The following is a 20803-nucleotide window of genomic DNA, read 5'->3' on the forward strand; positions in this document are numbered from 1 at the left end:
CTGTAATGCATGAGTGGGTTAACGCAGGCCCAACTTTTCATCTGGCAGCAACCCTGACCGCCAAGCTATAAGTCCCTTCTGAAAGGCATAGCTAGCACCCTGGTAGTAGGCGATATCGCGACGCAGCAGCCCGTCATCGGTGCCAATGATCGACTCATGGCTCAACCCCAATGCGTCTTCATGTTTGCGCATGCCACGCCTTGGACTGAGAATGGCCAGATTGTTGCCATCGAACAGTCCTAGGTGCTGGTAGTTACCAACCAGAGCGCGTCCAGCAGTGCGATCCTTTCGCAGCACGTTGCGCCCGAAAAACGTTGAGACATAGTCGATATTGAGCATGCCCAGCAAAGTTGGAGCCAGGTCGATCTGACTGACAACATCGGTGAACTCTCTAGGTTCGATATGTTCCGGAGCGTAAATGAACAGCGGGATGTGGTAGTTGGCCACTGGCAGATCTTCCTTACCGGCGCTGCCTGCAGTGTGGTCGGCGACGAAGACGAACAGCGTGTCCTTGAACCAAGGTTTTTCCCGCACTTGGGCAAGGAGTTGGCCAATGGCGTAGTCGGTATACTTCACCGCTCCTTCGCGACCGTCACCGGAAGGTATGTCGATGCGACCTTCAGGGTAGGTATAGGGTCGATGATTTGAGGTGGTCATCAATTGCAGGAAGAAAGGTTTGCCCGCTGCATGGTCTGCATCTGCAATTTTGAGGGCTTGCTTATAGAGATCTTCATCCGACATGCCCCAGGCATTTTTGAAGGCAATATCAGCCTCGGCCACGCTGCTTTGGTCAACGATGCGATAGCCGTTGCCGCCAAAGAAAGCATTCATGTTATCGAAGTAACCACGGCCGCCGTAGAGAAATGCACTGTCATACCCTTGGGCGGCGAACTGCTGACCAAGACTCGCATAACCAGCTTCACGACCAATACGTTTGACGATCGAACGCCCCGGCGTTGGTGGAATCGACAGAGTGATGGCTTCTAGACCCCGATCAGTTCGGGTGCCCGTGGCGTAAAATTTGCTAAATGCCAGGCTCTGCTTGCGCAGTGCGTCCAAATTCGGTGTCAATCCGCGGCTGTCACCGAAGCTACCCAGGTATTTGGCACTCAAACTCTCGATGGTTACTAGTACCACGTTTAGGCGTTTTGGTTGCCCAGGATTATCGATTTCACGGCGAATATCTAACGGGTCGCTGCCGATAAAACGTGCATTGGGTTCGCTCACCTCACGTCGCAGCAACCCGGCGACTTCGGACTCCGGCAGGGTCGAATAAAACTGCTGGTAGTCCAGTTCGTTATTCCGAAATGCAGCAAAGAACTGGAAAGGACCATTGCTCGCCAGTTCGCGCTGATAGGCATTGCCACCTATTCCACGGGGGGAGTTCTGCCCAACAAACGCGCTACTAAGCCCGGCCAGCAAGAGCAAAACACCCAGACTATAAAAAGCTTGCTTAGGTGCCATGCGTGGGGCATCCAAGGCAGCTGCTAGGGGGCGGCGAAGGATGAATGTCAGACCAATAGCCAAGATGGCGAGCAGTGCCAGCAGGGGGTAAATCGGGTATGACTCAAGTATGTTGTTGATCACCTCCTCGGAGTACACCAGGTAGTCGACGGCAATGAAATTGAAGCGTACGCCGAATTCGTCCCAAAACAGCCATTCCGCAACAGCAGTGAACAGCATGACGAACAGGCTGAGGGCCATGGCGCTGGTCATCAACTTTTTGTGCCATCGCTGCTGCCAAATCGCGCGCGGGCAAAGCAGCAGGTAAAGCGCCATTGGCAAGGTCGCGTAAAGCAGGAAGCTCAAGTCGTAGATCATCCCTACGGCATACAAGCCCATAAGGTTCGAAATGCTGATATTCGCATCTGCCAGGTGGCTAACCAGCAACAGGCTACGAGTCAGAGCGAATACCGTTAGCCACGTCAGCACGACGATGGATAAGTAGCGAATTTGCGCATAATGAAGCTGGGGCATCGTATGATCCTTTTTGGATGAACGGGCCGCAGTCTGCATTTGCCTCTGTCAGTAGCCTGTCAAAGCGACGTGAAAAAAACGTCAAAATCAAAGAGTAATCAGGCGATGCGTATTCTGGTGATCGAAGACAACCGCGACATCCTGGCTAATGTGCTGGACTACCTGCAGTTAAAGGGCTTCAGCGTCGACTGCGCGCAGGATGGCTTGAGCGGCTTACACCTAGCCAGCACGGGGCACTACGATTTGATCGTGCTTGACATCATGCTGCCGGGCATCGACGGTTATCAGGTGTGCAAACGCCTGCGTGAGGATGGCCAGAGTGAGGTACCAATCCTTATGCTGACTGCCCGTGATGCGCTTGACGACCGGCTGCACGGCCTCAACGTCGGAGCTGACGACTATCTGATCAAACCCTTTGCCCTATCCGAGTTAGTCGCGCGTATCGAGGCGATCCTGCGCCGCAGCCAAGGCAGCCGAAAACGCCAATTGAAAGTAGCGGATCTGCTCTATGACCTGGATACGTTGTATGTCAGTCGAGCAGGCCGACCGCTCAAGCTGAATCCCATTGGCCTAAAGCTATTAGCGGTGTTAATGCAGAAAAGCCCGGCCGTGGTACGCCGCGAAGTACTGGAGGAAGCGCTCTGGGGAGATGAATGCCCCGATAGCGATAGCCTGAGAAGCCATATCCACCAACTCCGTCAGGTTCTCGATAAACCCTTCAATACAGAGCTGCTGCACACCCAGCATGGTGTGGGTTACCGCCTTGCGGAGAAAACTGATGGTATCTAAACAACCTTTTGCACGGCGCATCCTGCTCGCCTTTGTACTGATGACCGTAATGGTCAGCGGCACCTTTTCCATAGGCATCGTAGCGGTGGTGCACTTTGTCGAAGAGCACCTGGTTTCCGAGGAGTTACAGCGAGAACTGAACACCGTGCTGCACCAGGATATCAATCGAGGTCGGCCACCACGCTTGGACTCTAGTACCCGATTTTTCGCCTCTGGCCATTCCGAGTATGCCATTCCCGAGCAGTATGCAAATCTAGAAGAAGGCTTTAATGAGGTCGTCGATGGCGATGAGGCGTTCTATGTCTATGTCCAGGAAATCAACAATCAGACCTATCTATTGGTGCAGGAACAACACGAGTTCGAGGCACGTGAGCAAGTTCTATTCGATGTTGTACTCGCAGGCTTCCTACTGACTATCGCAGGCGCATGGGGGCTTGGGCTCGTCATGGCGCGTAAGGTGATGGCGCCCATCAGCCGCTTGGCTCAGCAGGTGCGTCATCGCGACCAATTGCACTCTTTGGCTCCGCCACTTGCTCCCGAATACCCTGATGACGAAATTGGTCAACTGGCAGCTGCCTTTGACAGCACGTTGGGCCAAGTCCGTCAGTCACTGGAGCGTGAACGGCTATTCACTAGTGATGTCAGCCATGAATTGCGCACCCCACTAATGATCATTGCCACTTCCTGCGAATTGCTTGCAGAGGCGACACTGGGGCAGCGCGAGCGTATGCAGATTGAACGTATAGACCGGGCTAGCGAGGAGATGCGCGAGCTGGTCCAGACCTTCTTGCAACTGGCCAGGGATAAAACTAATGAGACAGCCTTTGTCGCTAGTAGCAGCTTAGCCAAGGTGGCCACCGAGCAAGCCGAGCGTTGGGGCCCAATGCTCAGAGAAAAAAACCTGGATTTCCAGTGCATTGAAGAGGGCACGGACGATGGTCGCTACAATCCTACTTTTCTCAACACGGTGATGGCCAACCTACTGCGAAACGCACTGCATTACACCGAGAGGGGGGTTGTACGCCTAGTAATAGGATCTGGAGAGTTTCGCGTAGAGGATAGTGGCAGCGGCATTCCTTTCGAGCATCACGAGCAGATTTTCCAGCCCTTTGTACGTGGTACACAGGCGCGAGGGGATGGTTTGGGTCTGGGTCTTTCATTAGTAAAACGCATCTGTAGCAAGCAAGGTTGGACGATCTCGGTTCATAACCTACCCGGTGGGGGAGCATGCTTCAGCGTAACCTTGAAAAGCGTTGTTTGACGATTTTTTCACATCCTTTTGACAGGGCCATGATGCCCAACCCCCTAGTGTGGCGAGCGTACCTTCTTGTGGACGCCTCGCCATGTCGAAACCAAATCCCGTCGAACTCGAATTTTCCCGTAAATATGACCAAGAGCATGCTCAGCAGTACCTGATTAAGCATCAGGATGGCTTGGCTCGGCAGCTGTCGCACTGGCGCGATATTCAGGTGGCGCGCAGGGCTCTAAAGCTAGCGGATGATCCCGATTTGGTGCTGGATTTGCCCTGTGGTGCTGGGCGTTTCTGGCCCATGCTTTGCGAGCAACCCAATCGGGTGATCCTCGCCGCCGATAACTCAGCCGATATGCTCGCTACAGCATGCGCCGCACAACCGCCAGAGGTAGTCTCGCGGGTGAATACCTTCCAGATTTCGGCGTTTGATATTGACCTGGGTGTCAATGCGGTGGACTGCATCTTCTGCATACGTCTGCTGCATCACATCGAATCATCTGAGCACCGACTGGCCATTCTGCGTGAGTTCCATCGCGTTAGCCGCGATAGCGTAATCCTTTCGCTCTGGGTTGATGGCAACTACAAGGCATGGAAGCGTCGCCGCCTGGAACAGCGGCGAGCAGATGAAGGCCGGGCGTCACAAAACCAAAACCGATTTGTCGTAGCCAAGTCAGTTATCGAGGATGAATTTAAACAAGCCGGCTTCCGCGTCGTCGATCACCTAGATTTTCTGCCAGGCTACGCCATGTGGCGCACTTATGTGCTGCGCAAGGAGGCCTGAGCCATGGGCGTAATGACCGAAAAAGCATCGCCGCAGCTCATCACTACAGAATTTGATCGCTGGTGGAATAGCTCCGGTATCTGGGTTGAACCGGCCAACAAGCGACGTGGTGACGAAAGTGGCGTTCAGTTGTTGCAGCAGCGCGATTTAACGCGGCCACCCTTGTACTGTAAGCGCCAGGTTGGGCATACCTACCGAACTTTGTTGCATCCGTTTGGTCGCCCGACCATCTTGCGAGAACTGCAGGCCTATCGCGCTTTTGCCCGCCTGGGCATCAAGACACCTAACGTCGTTTACTGCACTGCACGACAGCAGCATGGTGCCTGGCAGGCGCTGCTGGTGACTGAAGCCCTGCAAGGCTTTGTCAGCCTAGAGCAGTGGTACGCTGTTGAGAATAGTGCCGAGCTTACGAAGGCTGCACTGATACAACTCGCAGCAACCCTAGCACGCTTGCATTTGGCGGGCTGGCAGCATGGTTGCTGTTATCCCAAGCATATCTTCGTCAAATCCCAGGTTAACGAAGGCGGCACGGTGACGGTCGAAATAGCCTTGCTCGATCTCGAAAAAAGCCGCCGACGTCTACGAATCAAAGACGCTGCTCGCCGTGACCTAGGCCAGTTAGGGCGGCACCGTGGAAACATGCCTGAAACTGATCTGTTGTTTATCCACCAGGCCTATCAGCAAGCGCTGAACGACCCTGCTGGAGTGTTGCAGCCATGAGCAACATGCCACAGAGCGACGAATTGGATGCCCTCTCGTTGAAAGGCCGCAGTGGCTTTACCCGCATTATTTATGCCACTAGATACTCGCTGGCAGGCTTGCGGGCAGCGTTTCAAGGCGAAGCCGCTTTCAGGCAGCTGCTGTTATTAAATGCAGTGCTTCTGCCGCTGGCTTGTCTGGTGGATGCAACGCCCAGTGAGCGCGTGTTACTGATACTCGTGCCGATGCTGGCGTTGATAGTGGAGCTACTCAACTCAGCCATAGAGAGCACTGTTGACCGTATTTCCCTGAGCATCCACCCACTGTCTAAACAAGCCAAGGATATGGGAAGTGCGGCGCAACTCATTGCACTGATACTGATTGCCCTTACTTGGGGTTTGATCCTGTTATAGCTCCCCATTCTTAAATTATAAAAGGCTACCCATTATGCCTCCCCGCATACCAGCGTCCGCTGATGCCTCCAATGCGAAAGAAAAACTTGGCCTTAGCGAACACCTGGCCTTCCTTTTTGGCAGTGCAGCGCTGTTAGTAGCTTTGCTGACCCTGTTACGCGTGGCCCTATTACTTTTCAACCGAGAGCTGATTGGAGCTACCGCGTGGACCAGCCTGGCAGAAGCGTTTTTTAATGGCCTGCGTTTCGACTTGCGCTTAGTGGTCTATATCTGCGCACCACTGACCCTGGCATTGGCATATCGCCCGGCAATGGTCTGCCGGACATGGCAACGCATTTGGCTGGGGACTTGCGCAGCGGTAGCTATCCTGCTCGGCATGATTGAACTGAACTTCTATCGAGAGTTTCATCAGCGTCTCAACGCATTGGTCTTTCAATATTTGCAAGAAGACCCGGCAACTGTGCTGAGCATGCTCTGGTATGGCTTTCCAGTGCTGCGCCTACTGGGTGCCTGGCTGGCGTTGAGCGCTCTCTTTTTCGTACTGCTGGGTTGGCTGGATATACGCACTCGTGGCAAGGGCCGCTCAACCGTCGAGTCGCGCCGAACAATGAATAAGCTCGGTCATGGTATGGCGCTGCTGCTTTGTCTGGCTATATCGGTCGTTGTGGCGCGAGGTACTTTGCGGCAAGGGCCGCCACTACGCTGGGGGGATGCATTTACCACAGACTCAATGTTTGCCAACCACCTAGGCCTCAATGGCACCTTGAGCCTTTATGCCGCGGCCAAGAACCACTACTCAGGTGATCGCGCCGACAAGGTTTGGAAGAGCCGCATGCCCGCAGATCAAGCGACGACCCTGACACGCGATCTCTTATTCACCGAACACGACCGCCTAGCAGACCAGAACACAGCAGCGATCCGCCGCGATTTCCAGCCCCCACAAGACAGGCGCCTGCCGATCCGCAATGTCGTAGTGATTCTGATGGAGAGTTTTGCTGGGCACTTTGTTGGCGCGCTCGGCAGCGAAGCTGGCATCACACCGAACTTCGACCGACTGGCTCAGGAGGGTGTGCTGTTTCGCCGCTTCTTCGCTAATGGCACCCATACCCATCAAGGCATGTTTGCCAGCATGGCCTGTTTCCCAAATTTACCCGGTTTCGAGTACTTGATGCAGACTCCGGAAGGAGGCCACCAATTCTCCGGTCTGGCTCAGTTGCTTAGCACTCGCGACTTCGACGATCTGTATGTCTACAACGGCGATTTTGCCTGGGATAACCAACGTGGCTTTTTCAGCAACCAGGGCATGACACGGTTTATCGGTCGTAATGACTTTGTTGACCCCGTGGTATCTGACCCGACATGGGGAGTGGCTGACCAGGATATGTTTGATCGCGCTGCAGAAGAACTGTTCAAGCAAGACCCGAAGAAACCCTTCTATGCACTCCTGCAAACGCTTTCAAACCATACGCCTTACGCGCTTCCAGGTGTGTTGCCTGTTGAGCCCGTGACAGGGCAAGGTTCGCTTGATCAGCACCTGACAGCTATGCGTTATTCTGACTGGGCTCTGGGACGATTTTTTGAAAAGGCTCGTAAAGCGCCTTATTTCAAAGACACCCTATTCGTGGTCGTGGGTGACCATGGCTTTGGTGCTCAAGAGCAGTTAACCGAGATGGATCTGTACCGATTTCATGTCCCCATGCTGTTGATCGCGCCGGGCGTCCAAGACGCCTTTGGTAAGACCCAGGATGTCGTCGGCAGTCAGGTTGATATCGTCCCAACCATCATGGGCCGGCTTGGAGAGCCTGTGCGCCACCAGTGCTGGGGGCGCGACTTGTTGAGCTTGCCAGATGGCGACAGTGGCTTTGCCATTGTGAAACCCTCGGGCAGTGACCAGACAGTAGCCATGATCAGTGACGAACGTATGCTGGTATTGCCTAAGGACATGCCTCCACGCAGCTATCAATACACTTTGGGCCCGCATCCGCAAGGTGCCCTGACGCCTACTACAGAGCGGGATGACCGTTTGGGTATGCAACTACAGGCCTACCTACAGACCGCAACCAACAGTCTGCTCAGTAATACGACAGGGGTTGAGGATAGGATTTCGAATAAGCCTGACGCTTCCATAAGCGCTCTGTCCGTGGTCGAAAAGAATCTGCAGGAAAATTGAATCTCAAATTTCCTGCACTCTCAGCGCAACCTTATTCCGTAGTATTTCACCCGCCTAAATGCGGGAGCACAAATTTTTCACATTTGTATTGCTAGGCTGTCTTGGTGCTTGAAAACTGGCTGGTGGAACGGCTCAGGACCACCAAGCGGAACGACGTATTTGGAAAAAACACACAGGCATTGCATGAAGATCACTATTTTCGGAACTGGTTACGTCGGTCTGACCCAGGCGGCATGCCTGGCTGAAGTAGGTCACACAGTATGCTGCATCGACATCGACGAGCGCCGTATCGCCCAGCTCAACCAGGGCTTGTCACCGATCTATGAGCCTGGTCTTGAAGCCTTACTCCTAAGCAATCTCTCAGCGGGTCGCCTGAGCTTCACCACCGATGCAACAGAAGCCGTGGGCTTTTCCAAAGTGATTTTCATCGCCGTTGGTACTCCACCTGACGAAGACGGCAGCGCTGACATGCAATACGTTTTCGCCGTGGCCCATACGATCGCCGAGTACTCCCGTGAGTCCAAGGTGGTGATCAACAAATCCACCTCGCCTGTGGGGACTGCCCAGCGTATTCAAGCGCGCATCCAGTCGGCTCTGAGCAAGCAGGGGCGCGACCTGGGTGTACAGGTGGTCTCCAACCCCGAATTCCTCAAAGAAGGCTCGGCGGTTGATGACTGCATGCGCCCCGAGCGCATCATCATCGGCATCGATGGCGAGCAGAACATCGAGCTCTTCCGCGAAATCTACAAGCCGTTCAGTCGCAATCATGAAAAATTGATCGTCATGGACAGCCGCAGCGCCGAGCTGACCAAGTACGCGGCCAACTGCATGCTCGCCACCAAGATTTCCTTTATCAACGAAATGGCCAATCTCGCCGAGCGCCTGGGCGCAGATATTGAGATGGTGCGCAAGGGCATAGGCTCCGACTCGCGCATCGGTTATGACTTCATCTATGCCGGCTGTGGCTACGGAGGCTCCTGCTTCCCGAAGGACATTCAGGCGCTGCAGCGCATTGCGGGGGAGGCCGGCTACCAACCGCTGCTGCTGGAGGCCGTGGAGTCGGTCAACCAGCGCCAGAAGCAGAAACTCTTCGACAACATCCGTCGTCACTACAACGACGATATCAGTGGCAAGACCTTCGCCGTCTGGGGCCTGTCTTTCAAGCCGAACACCGACGATATGCGCGAGGCTCCCAGTCGCGTCCTGCTGGAGTCCCTCTGGGCAGCGGGTGCGCGCGTTCGCGCCTTCGACCCTGAGGCAATGCACGAAGCCCGGCGCATCTATGGAGAGCATCCCGGCCTGTACTTGGCCGACTCCAAAGAGGAGGCCCTTGAGGGGGCGCACGCCCTGGTGATCATCACCGAATGGCTGAATTTTCGCGTCGCCGACTTCGGACTGATCCGCCAACGCCTGGTCAATCGGGTGGTGTTCGATGGGCGCAATATCTTCGAACCTGAACAGTTGGTGCGCGAAGACCTGACCTACTACTCCATCGGCCGCGCGGTCAGTGGAATGGTGCAGGCATGAAGTTTCTCGTTACTGGTGCAGCGGGCTTCATCGGTTTTCATACCGCCATGCGTCTGTGCCAGGCCGGACACCAGGTCTTGGGCATCGACAATCTGAACGACTACTACAGCGTCGAGCTCAAACAGGCACGGCTATCGCAGTTGACTGGAATGCCCAACTTTTCATTCATTCAGCAAGATATCGCCGACCGTGACGGCATGCAGGTGCTGTTCCAGAAGCACCAGTTCGAGCGTGTGATCCACCTGGCGGCGCAGGCCGGGGTGCGCTATTCGCTGGAGAACCCCCACGTCTATGCCGATGCCAATCTGAGCGGCTTCGTCAACATTCTGGAAGGCTGTCGGCACAACGCTGTGAGTCATTTGGTCTACGCCTCCAGCAGCTCGGTCTATGGCATGAACAGCAAGGTGCCCTTTGCCATCGATGACGCCGTCGACTGCCCGATATCGCTCTACGCCGCGACCAAACGCGCCAACGAGCTAATGGCCCATACCTATGCCCACCTCTACCGCATCCCCACTACCGGCCTGCGTTTCTTCACCGTATATGGTCCGTGGGGGCGGCCTGACATGGCGCCCTTCAAGTTCACCAAGGCGATCCTCGACAGCCAGCCTATTGACATCTACAACAATGGCGACATGTCGCGGGACTTCACCTACATCGACGATGTCGTCGAAGGCATCGTCCGCATCCAGGGCTGTCCGCCGCCCTATGCCGACGAGTCGGAACAGGCCCGCCAGGGCGCCCCGGCGCGCCTGTTCAATATCGGTCTGGGTTCGCCGGTACGTCTGCTCGACTTCGTCGGTTGTATCGAGGCGGCCACCGGTGTCCAGGCGATAAAACACATGCAGCCCATGCAACCCGGGGATGTACCGCAAACCTGGGCCGACACCAGTGCGTTGGCCCAGCGGACAGGCTTCCGCCCCGAGACACCGCTGCAGGAAGGTGTGACGCGCTTTGTCGACTGGTACTGCGACTTTTATGGAGTCTGACGCGATGCGCAGTCGAGCAGTGATTTCAAGCGAACAGCCTATGCTGGCAACGAGTGGCGCAGGAGCACGTCGATGCTAAACCCGCGCGTGCTCATCAAGGGCCTGGTGCTTATCCTCAGTCTGGCGTTACTCGGCTACCTGTTCGATAGCAGCGACCTCGGCAACGCCATCAACGAAGCCTGGGTCGATGCCCACATCCGCGGCCACGGCCTGGAGGGTACGCTGCTATTTCTGGCCATGGGCATGTTGTTCACCGCTCTGGGGCTGCCGCGCCAGATCATCGCCTTCCTCGCCGGGTATGCCTTTGGCCTGCTGACCGGCACCCTGCTCGGCACACTGGCGGCACTGCTGGGGTGCCTGGTTACATTCCTCTATGCCCGGCTGTTCGGCAGGCGCCTGCTGCGCGACCGCCTTGGCAGGCGCGCCGCACGCTTCGATCGCTTCGTTCACGAGCACCCGTTCTCGATGACCCTGTTGATTCGCTTGCTACCCATCGGGAGCAACATCCTGACCAACCTTGTCGCCGGGGTTTCCAGCGCCCGTATGCTGCCTTTCCTCGCCGCCAGCTTCGTCGGCTACCTGCCCCAGACGTTGGTCTTCGCTCTCGTCGGTAGTGGCATCAATGTCGCACCGACGTTGCGCATCGGGGCTGCTTCCCTGCTGTTCCTGGCGTCCGGCATGCTCGGCGCCTACCTGTACCATCGTCATCGCCACGGCCTCAGCTTCGACGACCGGATCGATGCCGCTCTCGGTGAGGTGGAGCAATCTTGAACCCGCTGGAGGCCTGACCTCTCACTTCCCCAGTGGTCTTGTTTCTTGACCGGCACGAATGACTCGAATGAACGCACCCCATGGACCTAGCATGCTGACCAAGCCCGAACTCTCCGTACTGATTCCGGCCAAAAATGAAGCCGAAAACCTGCCTGCCTTGCTCGAGGAAATTCGCCTGGCATTGGCCGGCGAGAACTTCGAGGTGATCGTGGTCGATGATGGCAGCACTGACAGCACCGCCGCGCAACTGCTTGCCCTCAAGCGCGACGGCTACGCGCAGCTACGCATCCTCAGTCAGGATCGCTCACTCGGCCAGAGCACCTCGATCTACCATGCGGCTCAGGCCGCACAAGGCACTTGGCTGGCCACGCTGGACGGCGACGGGCAGAACGACCCGGCGGATATCCCAGGCATGCTGGCCATCGTCCGCACAGCGGACGCGTCACAGAACCTCAAGCTGATCGCCGGCCACCGGGTCAATCGCCGCGACACCGCCAGCAAGCGCTGGGCCTCGCGCTTTGCCAATCGCCTGCGCAGCTATCTGCTCAAGGACAACACTCCGGACACCGGCTGCGGGCTGAAGCTGATCGAGCGCGAAGCCTTTCTCCGCCTGCCTTACTTCGACCACATGCACCGTTTTATCCCGGCGCTGATTCAGCGCCACCAGGGCGGCATGCGGGTCCACCCGGTCAACCACCGCCCGCGCAGTGCCGGGGTGTCAAAGTACGGCAATTTGGACCGCGCACTGGTGGGCATTCTCGATCTGTTCGGCGTCTGGTGGCTGATCCGACGCACGCGTTTCAACGCCAGCCCGCGTGAACTGGAGATCTAGGCATGGGTCACCTCGCCCTCCTGACCAAGAGCGTCTACTTGCGCCTGGTTAGCTCTCGAAGCTCCGCGCTGCTGTTTCTGATGTTGCTGGCCGCAGTCATGCTTAGTGCAGGGCTCGGCCTGCGCCAGCCATCAAACGTGGACGAGGAGCGCTTCCTCGGGGTAGCTTGGGAAATGCTCCAGAGTGGCGGCTGGCTGATCCCCCACCGCGCCGGCGAAATCTATCCGGACAAGCCACCGCTGTTCATGTGGGCCGTCGGCGGTCTGATCAAGCTCGGCATCGCCCCTACGATCGCCCTGTTCCTACCGGCACTGCTGGCCGGTGTGATAACAACGGCCTGCCTGCACGACCTCGGCTCACGCCTTTGGAATCGTCATATCGGCATGATCGCAGGCCTGCTGTTTCTCGCCACCTATCAAACCTACAGCATCCTCCGCGCGGGGCAGATCGATGGATTCCTGCTGCTGTGGATCGCCATCGGCTTCTACGGCATGGTCCGTCACTTGCTGCTAGGCCCAGACTGGCGCTGGTTCTATCTCGCGTGCGCGGCCATGGGGTTCGGCGTCATCAGCAAAGGCGTCGGCTTCCTACCTGCGCTGATGCTGATTCCCTACGCCTACGCAGCTCGCCGCGAGTGGAATCACGTCGTACGCATGCCGAATGAAACCTGGGCCTGGGCACTGGGACTGCTTGTTGCATTGGCGGCCATCTGTACTTGGCTACTGCCAGTGATCATCAAGATCACGGTATCGGGCGATGAAGCGAGTCGGGCCTATCTGGGTGAAATCCTCCTAAAACAAACGGCGAAGCGCTATGCCGATGCCTGGCACCACCGCGAGCCGTTCTGGTTTTTCTTCACAAACGTGATTCCCAAGAACTGGCTGCCCCTGATACTGGCCCTGCCCTGGATGGCGCCGGCTTGGCGCCGCCAGCTGGCCAAAAAGGATGGCCGCTACTTGGTGCTGCTCGGTTGGGTCGTCCTCGTGCTGATCTTCTTCAGCCTCAGCAGCGGCAAGCGCAAGCTCTACATCTACCCGGCCATCCCCGGTCTTGTGCTGATCATGGCGCCTTTGGTGCCCTGGTTGCTACGCCGTTGGTTCGCCCAGCGCCCGCGAGGCCGAAAGATCTTCATTGGCCTGACCCTATTCTGGTTCTTCGCGTGGTTTGCCCGCGGCTTCATTGAACCTATCAAAGAAGGCATCAATCCACGCCAAACCTTGATGGCAAGCGTGGCTAAGGCAACCCACAGCGCCGAGCTGATACTGACCAACTGGCGCGAAGGCCACTGGTTGTACTCCCGTCAACCATTGGTGCACTTCGGCGTGGTAGCACCGAATCAGGTCGACAAAGCCGCCGAATGGATACGTCGACATCCCGACACTTTCGCAATGGTCCGCGCCTCAGAATTGACGCGCTGCTTCATGCCAGAGAAGGCGAAGCGCGTCGGCGATGGGGACGAAGAGGATTGGTACTTGGTACAGGTGGATGCCGACAACGGCCAGTGCCACGACGCGACATTCGCCGAACAACCACCTTATCGCTTCGCCTGGAAGCAGCCACTCGATTGATGGCCCGTGAACGAACTTGCGGCCCCTCCCTTGGAGGGCACCCAGCCAGCGGTCGCCCGTACTACAGGAAAAACGCCATGAACAGTGCTGTTGAACACAACAAAGGCAAGCTCAAGCCGAGACGCGAACTGCACTCGCTTGGTTTGTTCAGTCTGGGCCTCTTGATCCTGTTGCTGGCCGCCATAGCCTCCAACAGTTTCCATTGGCATGACCGCGCCTGGTTCTATGTCACCAGCCGCCTGACTGCCGATCAATGGAAGGGGCGCAGCATTTGGCTACCGGATTATAAGGTAGAGGTCGAGGCGCGACCGGTAATAGGTATTAGCGACGACTTGTCTGCCATCGACTACGCTCCAGACCGCAAACGTCTACTGGCAGTGACCAATGCCCCGCCGATCATGCTGGTGGAGTTGGACCGCGAAGGAAGTCTCACGGCACAGTACCCACTGAATGGCTTCGAGGACGTAGAAGGTCTGGCCTACATGGGCGACGGTCTGGTGGTGGTGGCTGACGAACTCCAACAGCAATTGGTGTTCTTCCGCCTGCCCGAGCAACCTGGCCAGGTAGTCGACAAGCTAGACGCCCAGACTCTGGCCCTGCCTCTTACGTCCAGCGCTCACAACAAAGGATTCGAAGGCGTAACCTACGACGCCATTCATGACCGCATCTTCGTCGCAAAGGAACGCGACCCTCGCAAGCTCTATGTCGTCAGTGGCGCTAAAGCGAGCCTCAACGCCAAGCTCCAGCTCAAGGTGGAAGATCTTAGTGGCTGGATCGATCGCAGCGTATTCGCCCGGGACATCTCCGACCTGCACTTCGACGAACGAACCGGACATCTTTTGGTGCTCAGCGACGAGTCGAAGTTGGTGATTGAACTCAGCGAGAACGGCGATGGGGTCAGCTTCCGTACTCTGCTCGGCCGCTTTAGCGACTTGAAGAAAAGCGCAGGCCAACCCGAAGGCTTGACCATGGACGACGAAGGACTCCTCTATGTGGTCAGCGAGCCCAATCTTTTCTATCGCTTCAAGAAGGATTAAGTTGCTATGGGCTGCCCTCGGATTGCCTTTGCGGGTGGCCCTCCACACACGGAGCGGTCCGCCAGGAAAGGAACTCAAGCATGCTTTACCTTATCGATGTGCAACCTGCCTATTGCCCCAAGTGTGGCAAGCCCATGGAGCCGCGGCTGCATGGTTGGGAAGCACAGGATCGTTTCTACAACGCCAAGCAACCATTTCTCTGCGATTGCGGCGCGCGTTATCTGCTCAAGGAGAATGCCGTTGCCACTGCATTCGATCATCCCGAGCCCGTAGGTGGTGATGCCGGCTTCGATCGAGCGGATAGGATGAACGTGTTATCCGAGTTGTATGTGATTCTCGGTGCTCTCGATGCCCCTGAGGCGGTGCTGGACCAGGTACTAGCCGCAGCCGAAGGTGATTCGCTGCCGTATTCCACGCTGCTCCCTTTTGAGAAGGAATAAATGGATAAGATTCATTGGTTTGCCGTTTCAAACCCTGAGCAGAAGCGATTCCCCGAATGGAGACGATCTTTCGGTATCAGTGACAACGGCATCGTCTTCGTGCCAGCAGCGATGGCTGGTGATGATTCAGAGTTGAACGTCATGCTCTGCGCGGCGGCCGAAGGCCAAAGCACCACGGTTCACCTCGATCATCACTTCGTGCCTAGTGGCTGGCTCACGAGAGTTCCCCAAGCACTTCGAACTGATCGAGATCATCGAGGCCCGTGCACAGCTCACGCTGGCGGCTGCCTTTCAACAGCACGAGGCCTAGGGTCACTGGTCAGGGCTTTTTGGCAATAACCAAGAGCCCGGCCACGATCAACCCGGCACCGGCCAGCATCCGCAGCGTGATCACTTCGCGCAGCAGTAGCCAGGCCATCAGCATCGCTACCACGACGCTGCCCTTGTCGATCAGCGCCACCGTGGCTACGTCTCCCAACTTCAACGCCTTGTAGTAGAAGATCCAAGACAGCGCCGTGGTGATGCCAGAGAGGCCAAGCCACAGCAGGTTGCGCTGACTGACCTCGGCGAGCTGCTGTACGGGTACTGCCCAAACCGCGAAGAGCAGCACGAAAGCGCAGACGAACAGCGTACGAATCGTCAGCCCCAGCTCGCCGGAAATCCCATTGAGCCCCATCTTGGCGATCACCGACGTGAATCCGGCGAAGAACATCGAGATAAAGGCGTACAGCACCCATTTTTCCATGACCGGCGCGTCCTATTTGAACAGCCTGCGGGGTATCCACCACAGATAGAACACCATACCGAACAGCTCGATTACCGACTGCAGGACGATAACCATGGCTGCAACCTCCCAGCCCGCAGGCAGGGCCAGGGCGAATGGCAAGACCACAAAAGAATTGCGTGTACCCAAGCTGAATGCCAGGGTGCGGGCGTGATCGCTGGGCAACACCATCAGCCGCGCCAGTAGCTTGGCAATGTAAGGCACAGCCAGCAGGAACAACACGAACACCGGGATGACGATAAGCAACTCTCTCAGCGCAGCTCGCACCGCCTCAGCCTGGGCACCGGCGATGAGGAACACCACCAGTGTCAACAGCGGCACCGGCCACCAGGCCAGTCGCTCGCGCCAAACATCGCGCCCCGCTCGGGCCTCGATCCAGCGCTCCGACAATGCAGCTAACACAAGCGGTATCAATACGACCAACAGAGCTGGCCAGAGGTCGATCACCCGCAATTCTAAGGCGACGCCCTGATCAAGCATCAACCACAGATAGAGCGGCAACAATGCCAGCTGCAGTAGCAGGTTGATCGGCGTGACCGCAATAGCACGGGGCACATTGCCTCCACCCAGTTGGCTGAAGGTAATGAACCAGTCCGTGCAGGGCACGAGCAACACCAGCAACACGCCCATGCGCAGTGCTGGGTCGTGAGGCAGCCACTGCAACATGGCCCAGGTCAGCAGGGGAACGAGGAGGAAGTTGCCCAGCAGCACCGCGCCAACAAAGCGATGGTCGCGAAACGCCTCACGCACATGTAACAGCGGCATCTGCACGAAGGTGGCGTAGAGCAACGCCACCAGAGCCGGCCACAACATGTATTCCAGAGTACTTCCCATTCCGGGAGCGAGATTGCCAAGGGCCAGTCCGGCCAGTATGCCACCCAGGTACAGCCAGACCTGGTTGCGTTCGAGTGTCAGGCGTTCCACTGTGAGTCCTTCTTCGATGCTAGGCGATTAAGCCAATGTCGTTGGCGATGCGGGCGATCAATCGGTGCAGCTTACCGGGCCACTTTGGAGCCCGACTTGGCTTCATCCGTCGTTTACATGGCGCCGAAAAATTAAGACGTTATCGAACAGCTTGCCGGCGAAGCCGAGCTCTATCGGTGTCTTGATGTAGAGCACTACCAGTCAGCCAGCTCGAAAAAGTTCGCCGAATGCGGGTTGGGGGTTGGGGGTTGGGGAGCAATGGAACCAAAAACCAACGTAAGCCCTACTACCTCCAACCGCATCATGCCCGTTCTCTTTCCCCATGCAGCGAAACGATCAGCGGGCAGGTAACAGTCCCTTGGCTCGCACAACAGTCATGAACCAGTCGCGCCAAGACTGATTCGATTCGCTGCAGATCCGCGAGTTTTCCCCGCACATCCTCAAGCTTCTGCTCGGCGAGCGCGCGCGCTTCGTCGCAGTGAGTGCCGTCGTCCAGTCGCAGCAGGCCGGCCACTTCTTCGAGGCTAAAGCCCAGCCGCTGCGCGGACTTCACGAATCTCACCCGTGCGACATCCGCCGCGCCGTAACGGCGAATGCTGCCGTAAGGCTTGTCCGGTTCGGGCAACAGTCCCTTGCGCTGATAGAAACGGATGGTTTCCACGTTGACCCCGGCCGCCTTGGCGAAGGCGCCGATGGTCAGACTTTCCACAGTGTTCTCCATAGCGCTTGATCCCGTACTTGACTACGGAAGTAACCTTAAACCATCGATCATATGCTCAAAAGGAGAAATGCATGTCTGAACCGTCAAACGGGCGCGCCCCTCTTGTCGCCGGGGGGCTGGCGGCGATTCTCGCCTCGACCTGCTGTCTTGGGCCATTGGTACTGATCACCCTGGGATTCAGCGGGGCGTGGATCGGTAACCTGACCGTGCTGGAACCTTACCGACCGTTCTTCATCGGTGCAGCACTGGTGGCGCTGTTCTTCGCCTGGCGACGGATCTTCCGCCCGGCAACTGCCTGCAAATCAGGCGAGGTCTGTTCCATCCCGCAGGTACGCACCACCTACAAGCTGCTGTTCTGGTTGGTGGCGGCCTTGGTGCTGGTCGCACTCGGCTTCCCTTACATCCTTCCGTTGTTCTACTGATCAGGAGCTAGCCATGAAAAGACTGCTCGCATCCCTCGCCTTCGCTACCCTCATCGCCACGCCTATCTGGGCTGCCACCCAGACCGTCACCCTAGCGGTGCCCGGCATGACCTGCGCCGCCTGCCCGATCACGGTGAAGAAGGCGCTGACCAAGGTCGATGGCGTGACCAAGGCCGAGGTGAGTTTCGAGAACCGCGAAGCCATCGTCACCTTCGACGATGCCAAGACCAGTGTCGAAGCTCTCACCCAAGCCAGCGAAAACGCGGGCTACCCGGCTTCGCTCAAGGAGTGACCATGAGCAACCCAAAACCGCTGTTGAAGATCGGCGTGAGCGGATCGGTAGTGGTGGCATTGTGTTGTTTCACGCCAGTGTTGGTGATTCTGCTCGGGGTATTTGGCCTATCCGCCTGGGTCGGCTACCTGGACTACGTACTGTTTCCGGCGCTCGGTGCCTTTATCGCGCTGACCCTTTATGCCCTGCACAAGAAGCGTAAAGCCGAGGCCTGCTGCACAGCCGATTCGAAGATGGGAGAAAAGTGATGATCGAGCTCCAGGTGGAGGGTATGACCTGCGGATCGTGCACGGAGCACGTCAAACAGGCATTGGAGCAGGTGGCTGGTGTGCGCTCGGCGAGCGTGTCCTATCCGCAGGGATTGGCAGCGATCGCGACCGATGGCCATGTGGACTTGGAGCCGCTTATCGCGGTGGTCACCGCACTCGGTTATCGCGCGCGGATCGCCGACGGCTCTGCCGGTCCATTCGACCAGGTGCCGGGCTGGCCGGGTCGGGAAACTACGCAGACCGGCGATGAGCAATCGCTGCACGTTGCCATCATCGGCAGCGGCGGCGCCGCCATGGCGGCCGCCCTCAAGGCAGTGGAAGGCGGTGCCCGCGTTACCCTGATCGAGCGCGGCACCATCGGCGGCACCTGCGTCAACGTTGGCTGCGTGCCGTCGAAGATCATGATTCGCGCCGCGCATGTGGCCCATCTGCGCCGCGAGAGTCCGTTCGACGCTGGATTGCCCGCCACGCCGCCGAGCGTGCTGCGCGAACGGCTGCTCGCCCAGCAACAAGGTCGCGTGGACGAACTGCGTCATGCCAAGTACGAAAACATCTTGGAGAGCACGCCAGCTATCACTGTGCTGCGCGGCACCGCCCGTTTCAGGGATGGCCGCACACTTAGCGTGGAACTGGCCGAGGGCGGCGAGCGTATCGTTGCCTTCGACCGCTGCCTGGTTGCCACCGGCGCGAGCCCGGCCATTCCGCCGGTTCCCGGTCTCAGTGGCACGCCGTACTGGTCCTCTACCGAGGCGCTGGTGAGCGACAGCATTCCCAAACGCTTAGCCGTGATCGGCTCCTCGGTGGTAGCGTTGGAGCTGGCCCAGGCCTTCGCCCGCTTGGGTAGCCAGGTTGCGATCCTGGCGCGCCACACGCTGTTCTTCCGCGAAGACCCGGCCATCGGCGAAGCGCTGACGGCGGCCTTCCGCCTGGAGGACATCGAAGTGTTGGAGCAGACGCAAGCCAGCCAGGTGGCCCACGCCAACGGCGAGTTCGTGCTGACTACCAACCACGGCGAACTGCGTGTCGACCGACTGCTCGTCGCCACCGGCCGCACGCCCAACACTCAAGGCATGAACCTGGAAGCAGCCGGCGTACAACTGGATGAACACGGCGCCATCCAGATCGACTCCGGCATGCGCAGCAGCGCCCCCGATATCTATGCGGCCGGCGATTGCACCAACCAGCCGCAGTTCGTCTATGTCGCGGCGGCGGCCGGCACTCGCGCGGCGATCAACATGCTTGGCGGCGAGGCGACGCTCAATCTCGATGCAATGCCGGCCGTGGTGTTCACCGATCCGCAGGTGGCCACCGTCGGTTACAGCGAGGTGGAAGCGCACCACGCCGGCCTCGAAACCGACAGTCGCACGCTGAGCCTGGACAACGTGCCCCGCGCGCTGGCCAACTTCGACACCCGCGGCTTCATCAAGCTGGTCGCCGAGGCCGGTACAGGCCGGCTGCTGGGCGTGCAGGCGGTGACGCCGGAAGCGGGCGAGATCATCCAGACTGCCGCCATCGCCATCCACGCGCGGATGACCGTGCAGGAACTGGCCGACCAGTTGTTCCCCTACCTGACCATGGTGGAGGGACTGAAACTCGCCGCGCAAACCTTCACCAAGGACGTGAAGCAACTGTCCTGCTGCGCGGGTTAAGGGAAAACTGCACCGTGTCAGGAGACGAGAGCCGAGGCTATTGCATCAGTGAGATCGGAACAGCCAAGGAGGTGGGGGCGGACACTCGCATCACCACAGCTTGCAGCGCCGAGACGCAGACCGAAGGGGCCAGGGCGGTATCTCTTGGAAATCTAACCCCAGCTAATCGCATGCTGGCCAAAAGTGGGCTGAATTGGGCACCCAAAATAGGATTCTATAATCGCTCTATAATCAACTATAAAGGCCTATAAAGCTCATCCTAGAGCTGTCCAGCTGCCTGTAAGCGTCGGGCAAAGAGCCCGACTGCACTTCATGCTGCCAATGGCCGATATCTCACAAGCCGAGGCATAGTGGCGGGCTGCACGCAACGTTGCACCGTCGTTCCTGGTGTAGGCCGATGTCAATGAGAAGCTGGAAGTTGAGCCGTGGAGCCAGTATGCAATTCAAGGGCGGGTTTAGCTGCAAGGCCACCAAAGGATATGGCGGGGGGGGTGTAG

21 protein-coding genes are annotated in these 20803 nt (G+C 57.8%); 17 read left to right on the forward strand and 4 right to left on the reverse strand.

The window, feature by feature from the left end; translation table 11 throughout:
* Positions 1-18: 18 nt before the first annotated feature.
* Entirely contained in the window at positions 19-1977 is a 1959-nt protein-coding gene (locus F753_RS36710; protein ID WP_023445407.1) for an LTA synthase family protein, read from the reverse strand.
* Between the two features lie 105 nt (positions 1978-2082).
* Here F753_RS36710 and F753_RS36715 point away from each other — a divergent pair, with 105 nt between their 5' ends.
* The 13 genes from F753_RS36715 to F753_RS36775 all read left to right on the forward strand — a co-directional run bounded on the left by F753_RS36715 (position 2083) and on the right by F753_RS36775 (position 15245).
* Positions 2083-2766, forward strand: a complete 684-nt coding sequence (locus F753_RS36715) for a response regulator transcription factor (RefSeq protein WP_023445408.1) — start codon at positions 2083-2085, stop codon at positions 2764-2766.
* The gene (locus F753_RS36720; protein ID WP_023445409.1) at positions 2756-4027 is read left to right on the forward strand and encodes a sensor histidine kinase; all 1272 of its coding nucleotides are present in this window, start codon (positions 2756-2758) and stop codon (positions 4025-4027) included. Before F753_RS36715 ends, F753_RS36720 begins: the two co-directional genes overlap by 11 nt.
* 82 nt (positions 4028-4109) lie before the next feature.
* Entirely contained in the window at positions 4110-4799 is a 690-nt protein-coding gene (locus F753_RS36725) for a class I SAM-dependent methyltransferase (RefSeq protein ID WP_023445410.1), read from the forward strand.
* Between the two features lie 3 nt (positions 4800-4802).
* Entirely contained in the window at positions 4803-5519 is a 717-nt protein-coding gene (locus F753_RS36730) for a lipopolysaccharide kinase InaA family protein (protein WP_023445411.1), read from the forward strand.
* Positions 5520-5524: 5 nt separating this feature from the next.
* Positions 5525-5911: a diacylglycerol kinase gene (locus F753_RS36735; protein WP_031297681.1), complete on the forward strand. Its 387-nt coding sequence runs from the start codon at positions 5525-5527 to the stop codon at positions 5909-5911.
* 34 nt (positions 5912-5945) lie between these two features.
* Positions 5946-8081 carry an LTA synthase family protein gene (locus F753_RS36740; protein WP_023445412.1) on the forward strand — a complete coding sequence of 712 codons (2136 nt, stop codon included), beginning with the start codon at positions 5946-5948 and terminating at the stop codon, positions 8079-8081.
* A gap of 183 nt (positions 8082-8264) precedes the next feature.
* Positions 8265-9608 (forward strand): UDP-glucose dehydrogenase family protein, encoded by a 1344-nt coding sequence (locus F753_RS36745; RefSeq protein ID WP_023445413.1) that lies wholly within the window; start codon positions 8265-8267, stop codon positions 9606-9608.
* Positions 9605-10597, forward strand: a complete 993-nt coding sequence (locus F753_RS36750) for an NAD-dependent epimerase (RefSeq protein ID WP_023445414.1) — start codon at positions 9605-9607, stop codon at positions 10595-10597. The genes F753_RS36745 and F753_RS36750 overlap by 4 nt, the downstream gene beginning before the upstream one ends.
* Positions 10598-10669: 72 nt before the next feature.
* Positions 10670-11368: a TVP38/TMEM64 family protein gene (locus F753_RS36755; protein WP_023445415.1), complete on the forward strand. Its 699-nt coding sequence runs from the start codon at positions 10670-10672 to the stop codon at positions 11366-11368.
* A 91-nt stretch (positions 11369-11459) separates the two neighbouring features.
* Positions 11460-12200, forward strand: coding sequence for a glycosyltransferase family 2 protein (locus F753_RS36760; RefSeq protein WP_023445416.1), 741 nt, complete (start codon positions 11460-11462; stop codon positions 12198-12200).
* An 80-nt stretch (positions 12201-12280) separates the two neighbouring features.
* A complete protein-coding gene (locus F753_RS36765) occupies positions 12281-13768 on the forward strand; it encodes an ArnT family glycosyltransferase (protein WP_051375871.1) in 1488 nt (495 codons plus the stop codon).
* Positions 13769-13845: 77 nt separating this feature from the next.
* A complete protein-coding gene (locus F753_RS36770) occupies positions 13846-14805 on the forward strand; it encodes an SdiA-regulated domain-containing protein (protein ID WP_023445418.1) in 960 nt (319 codons plus the stop codon).
* An 80-nt stretch (positions 14806-14885) separates the two neighbouring features.
* Positions 14886-15245: a hypothetical protein gene (locus F753_RS36775; RefSeq protein ID WP_023445419.1), complete on the forward strand. Its 360-nt coding sequence runs from the start codon at positions 14886-14888 to the stop codon at positions 15243-15245.
* Between the two features lie 319 nt (positions 15246-15564).
* Here F753_RS36775 and F753_RS36785 read toward each other — a convergent pair whose 3' ends face one another.
* The 3 genes from F753_RS36785 to merR all read right to left on the reverse strand — a co-directional run bounded on the left by F753_RS36785 (position 15565) and on the right by merR (position 17674).
* Complete coding sequence (locus F753_RS36785; RefSeq protein WP_245218650.1) at positions 15565-15978, reverse strand: EamA family transporter; 414 nt, start codon at positions 15976-15978, stop codon at positions 15565-15567.
* Positions 15979-16002: 24 nt separating this feature from the next.
* Positions 16003-16953: an arsenic resistance protein gene (locus tag F753_RS36790; RefSeq protein ID WP_023445422.1), complete on the reverse strand. Its 951-nt coding sequence runs from the start codon at positions 16951-16953 to the stop codon at positions 16003-16005.
* A gap of 301 nt (positions 16954-17254) precedes the next feature.
* Positions 17255-17674, reverse strand: a complete 420-nt coding sequence (gene merR, locus F753_RS36795; RefSeq protein ID WP_021018608.1) for a mercury resistance transcriptional regulator MerR — start codon at positions 17672-17674, stop codon at positions 17255-17257.
* A 71-nt stretch (positions 17675-17745) separates the two neighbouring features.
* Between merR and merT the strand changes: the two genes are divergently transcribed.
* Genes merT through merA form a run of 4 tightly spaced genes read left to right on the forward strand, consistent with a single transcriptional unit; the run spans position 17746 to position 20306 of the window.
* Complete coding sequence (gene merT, locus F753_RS0124935; protein WP_021018607.1) at positions 17746-18096, forward strand: mercuric ion transporter MerT; 351 nt, start codon at positions 17746-17748, stop codon at positions 18094-18096.
* Between the two features lie 13 nt (positions 18097-18109).
* Positions 18110-18388: a mercury resistance system periplasmic binding protein MerP gene (gene merP / locus F753_RS36800; protein ID WP_023445425.1), complete on the forward strand. Its 279-nt coding sequence runs from the start codon at positions 18110-18112 to the stop codon at positions 18386-18388.
* Between the two features lie 2 nt (positions 18389-18390).
* The gene (gene merF / locus F753_RS36805) at positions 18391-18636 is read left to right on the forward strand and encodes a mercury resistance system transport protein MerF (RefSeq protein ID WP_023445426.1); all 246 of its coding nucleotides are present in this window, start codon (positions 18391-18393) and stop codon (positions 18634-18636) included.
* On the forward strand, positions 18636-20306 hold the full coding sequence (gene merA, locus F753_RS36810) for a mercury(II) reductase (RefSeq protein WP_023445427.1): 1671 nt from the start codon (positions 18636-18638) through the stop codon (positions 20304-20306). The genes merF and merA overlap by 1 nt, the downstream gene beginning before the upstream one ends.
* Positions 20307-20803 lie beyond the last annotated feature (497 nt).

It is taken from the genome of Stutzerimonas chloritidismutans AW-1, from assembly GCF_000495915.1.
GTDB lineage: Bacteria > Pseudomonadota > Gammaproteobacteria > Pseudomonadales > Pseudomonadaceae > Stutzerimonas > Stutzerimonas chloritidismutans.

What these genes read in the sequence shown, in the direction of transcription:
- F753_RS36735 (WP_031297681.1), top strand. Translation starts at nt 5,525, where the DNA reads ATGCCACAGAGCGACGAATTGGATGCCCTCTCGTTGAAAGGCCGCAGT.
- F753_RS36710 (WP_023445407.1), bottom strand. Translation starts at nt 1,977, where the DNA reads ATGCCCCAGCTTCATTATGCGCAAATTCGCTACTTATCCATCGTCGTG.
- F753_RS36720 (WP_023445409.1), top strand. Translation starts at nt 2,756, where the DNA reads ATGGTATCTAAACAACCTTTTGCACGGCGCATCCTGCTCGCCTTTGTA.
- F753_RS36760 (WP_023445416.1), top strand. Translation starts at nt 11,460, where the DNA reads ATGCTGACCAAGCCCGAACTCTCCGTACTGATTCCGGCCAAAAATGAA.
- F753_RS36715 (WP_023445408.1), top strand. Translation starts at nt 2,083, where the DNA reads ATGCGTATTCTGGTGATCGAAGACAACCGCGACATCCTGGCTAATGTG.
- merP (WP_023445425.1), top strand. Translation starts at nt 18,110, where the DNA reads ATGAAAAGACTGCTCGCATCCCTCGCCTTCGCTACCCTCATCGCCACG.
- F753_RS36770 (WP_023445418.1), top strand. Translation starts at nt 13,846, where the DNA reads ATGAACAGTGCTGTTGAACACAACAAAGGCAAGCTCAAGCCGAGACGC.
- F753_RS36775 (WP_023445419.1), top strand. Translation starts at nt 14,886, where the DNA reads ATGCTTTACCTTATCGATGTGCAACCTGCCTATTGCCCCAAGTGTGGC.
- F753_RS36750 (WP_023445414.1), top strand. Translation starts at nt 9,605, where the DNA reads ATGAAGTTTCTCGTTACTGGTGCAGCGGGCTTCATCGGTTTTCATACC.
- F753_RS36725 (WP_023445410.1), top strand. Translation starts at nt 4,110, where the DNA reads ATGTCGAAACCAAATCCCGTCGAACTCGAATTTTCCCGTAAATATGAC.
- F753_RS36755 (WP_023445415.1), top strand. Translation starts at nt 10,670, where the DNA reads ATGCTAAACCCGCGCGTGCTCATCAAGGGCCTGGTGCTTATCCTCAGT.
- merF (WP_023445426.1), top strand. Translation starts at nt 18,391, where the DNA reads ATGAGCAACCCAAAACCGCTGTTGAAGATCGGCGTGAGCGGATCGGTA.
- merA (WP_023445427.1), top strand. Translation starts at nt 18,636, where the DNA reads ATGATCGAGCTCCAGGTGGAGGGTATGACCTGCGGATCGTGCACGGAG.
- merR (WP_021018608.1), bottom strand. Translation starts at nt 17,674, where the DNA reads ATGGAGAACACTGTGGAAAGTCTGACCATCGGCGCCTTCGCCAAGGCG.
- F753_RS36745 (WP_023445413.1), top strand. Translation starts at nt 8,265, where the DNA reads ATGAAGATCACTATTTTCGGAACTGGTTACGTCGGTCTGACCCAGGCG.
- F753_RS36730 (WP_023445411.1), top strand. Translation starts at nt 4,803, where the DNA reads ATGGGCGTAATGACCGAAAAAGCATCGCCGCAGCTCATCACTACAGAA.
- F753_RS36765 (WP_051375871.1), top strand. Translation starts at nt 12,281, where the DNA reads ATGTTGCTGGCCGCAGTCATGCTTAGTGCAGGGCTCGGCCTGCGCCAG.
- merT (WP_021018607.1), top strand. Translation starts at nt 17,746, where the DNA reads ATGTCTGAACCGTCAAACGGGCGCGCCCCTCTTGTCGCCGGGGGGCTG.
- F753_RS36740 (WP_023445412.1), top strand. Translation starts at nt 5,946, where the DNA reads ATGCCTCCCCGCATACCAGCGTCCGCTGATGCCTCCAATGCGAAAGAA.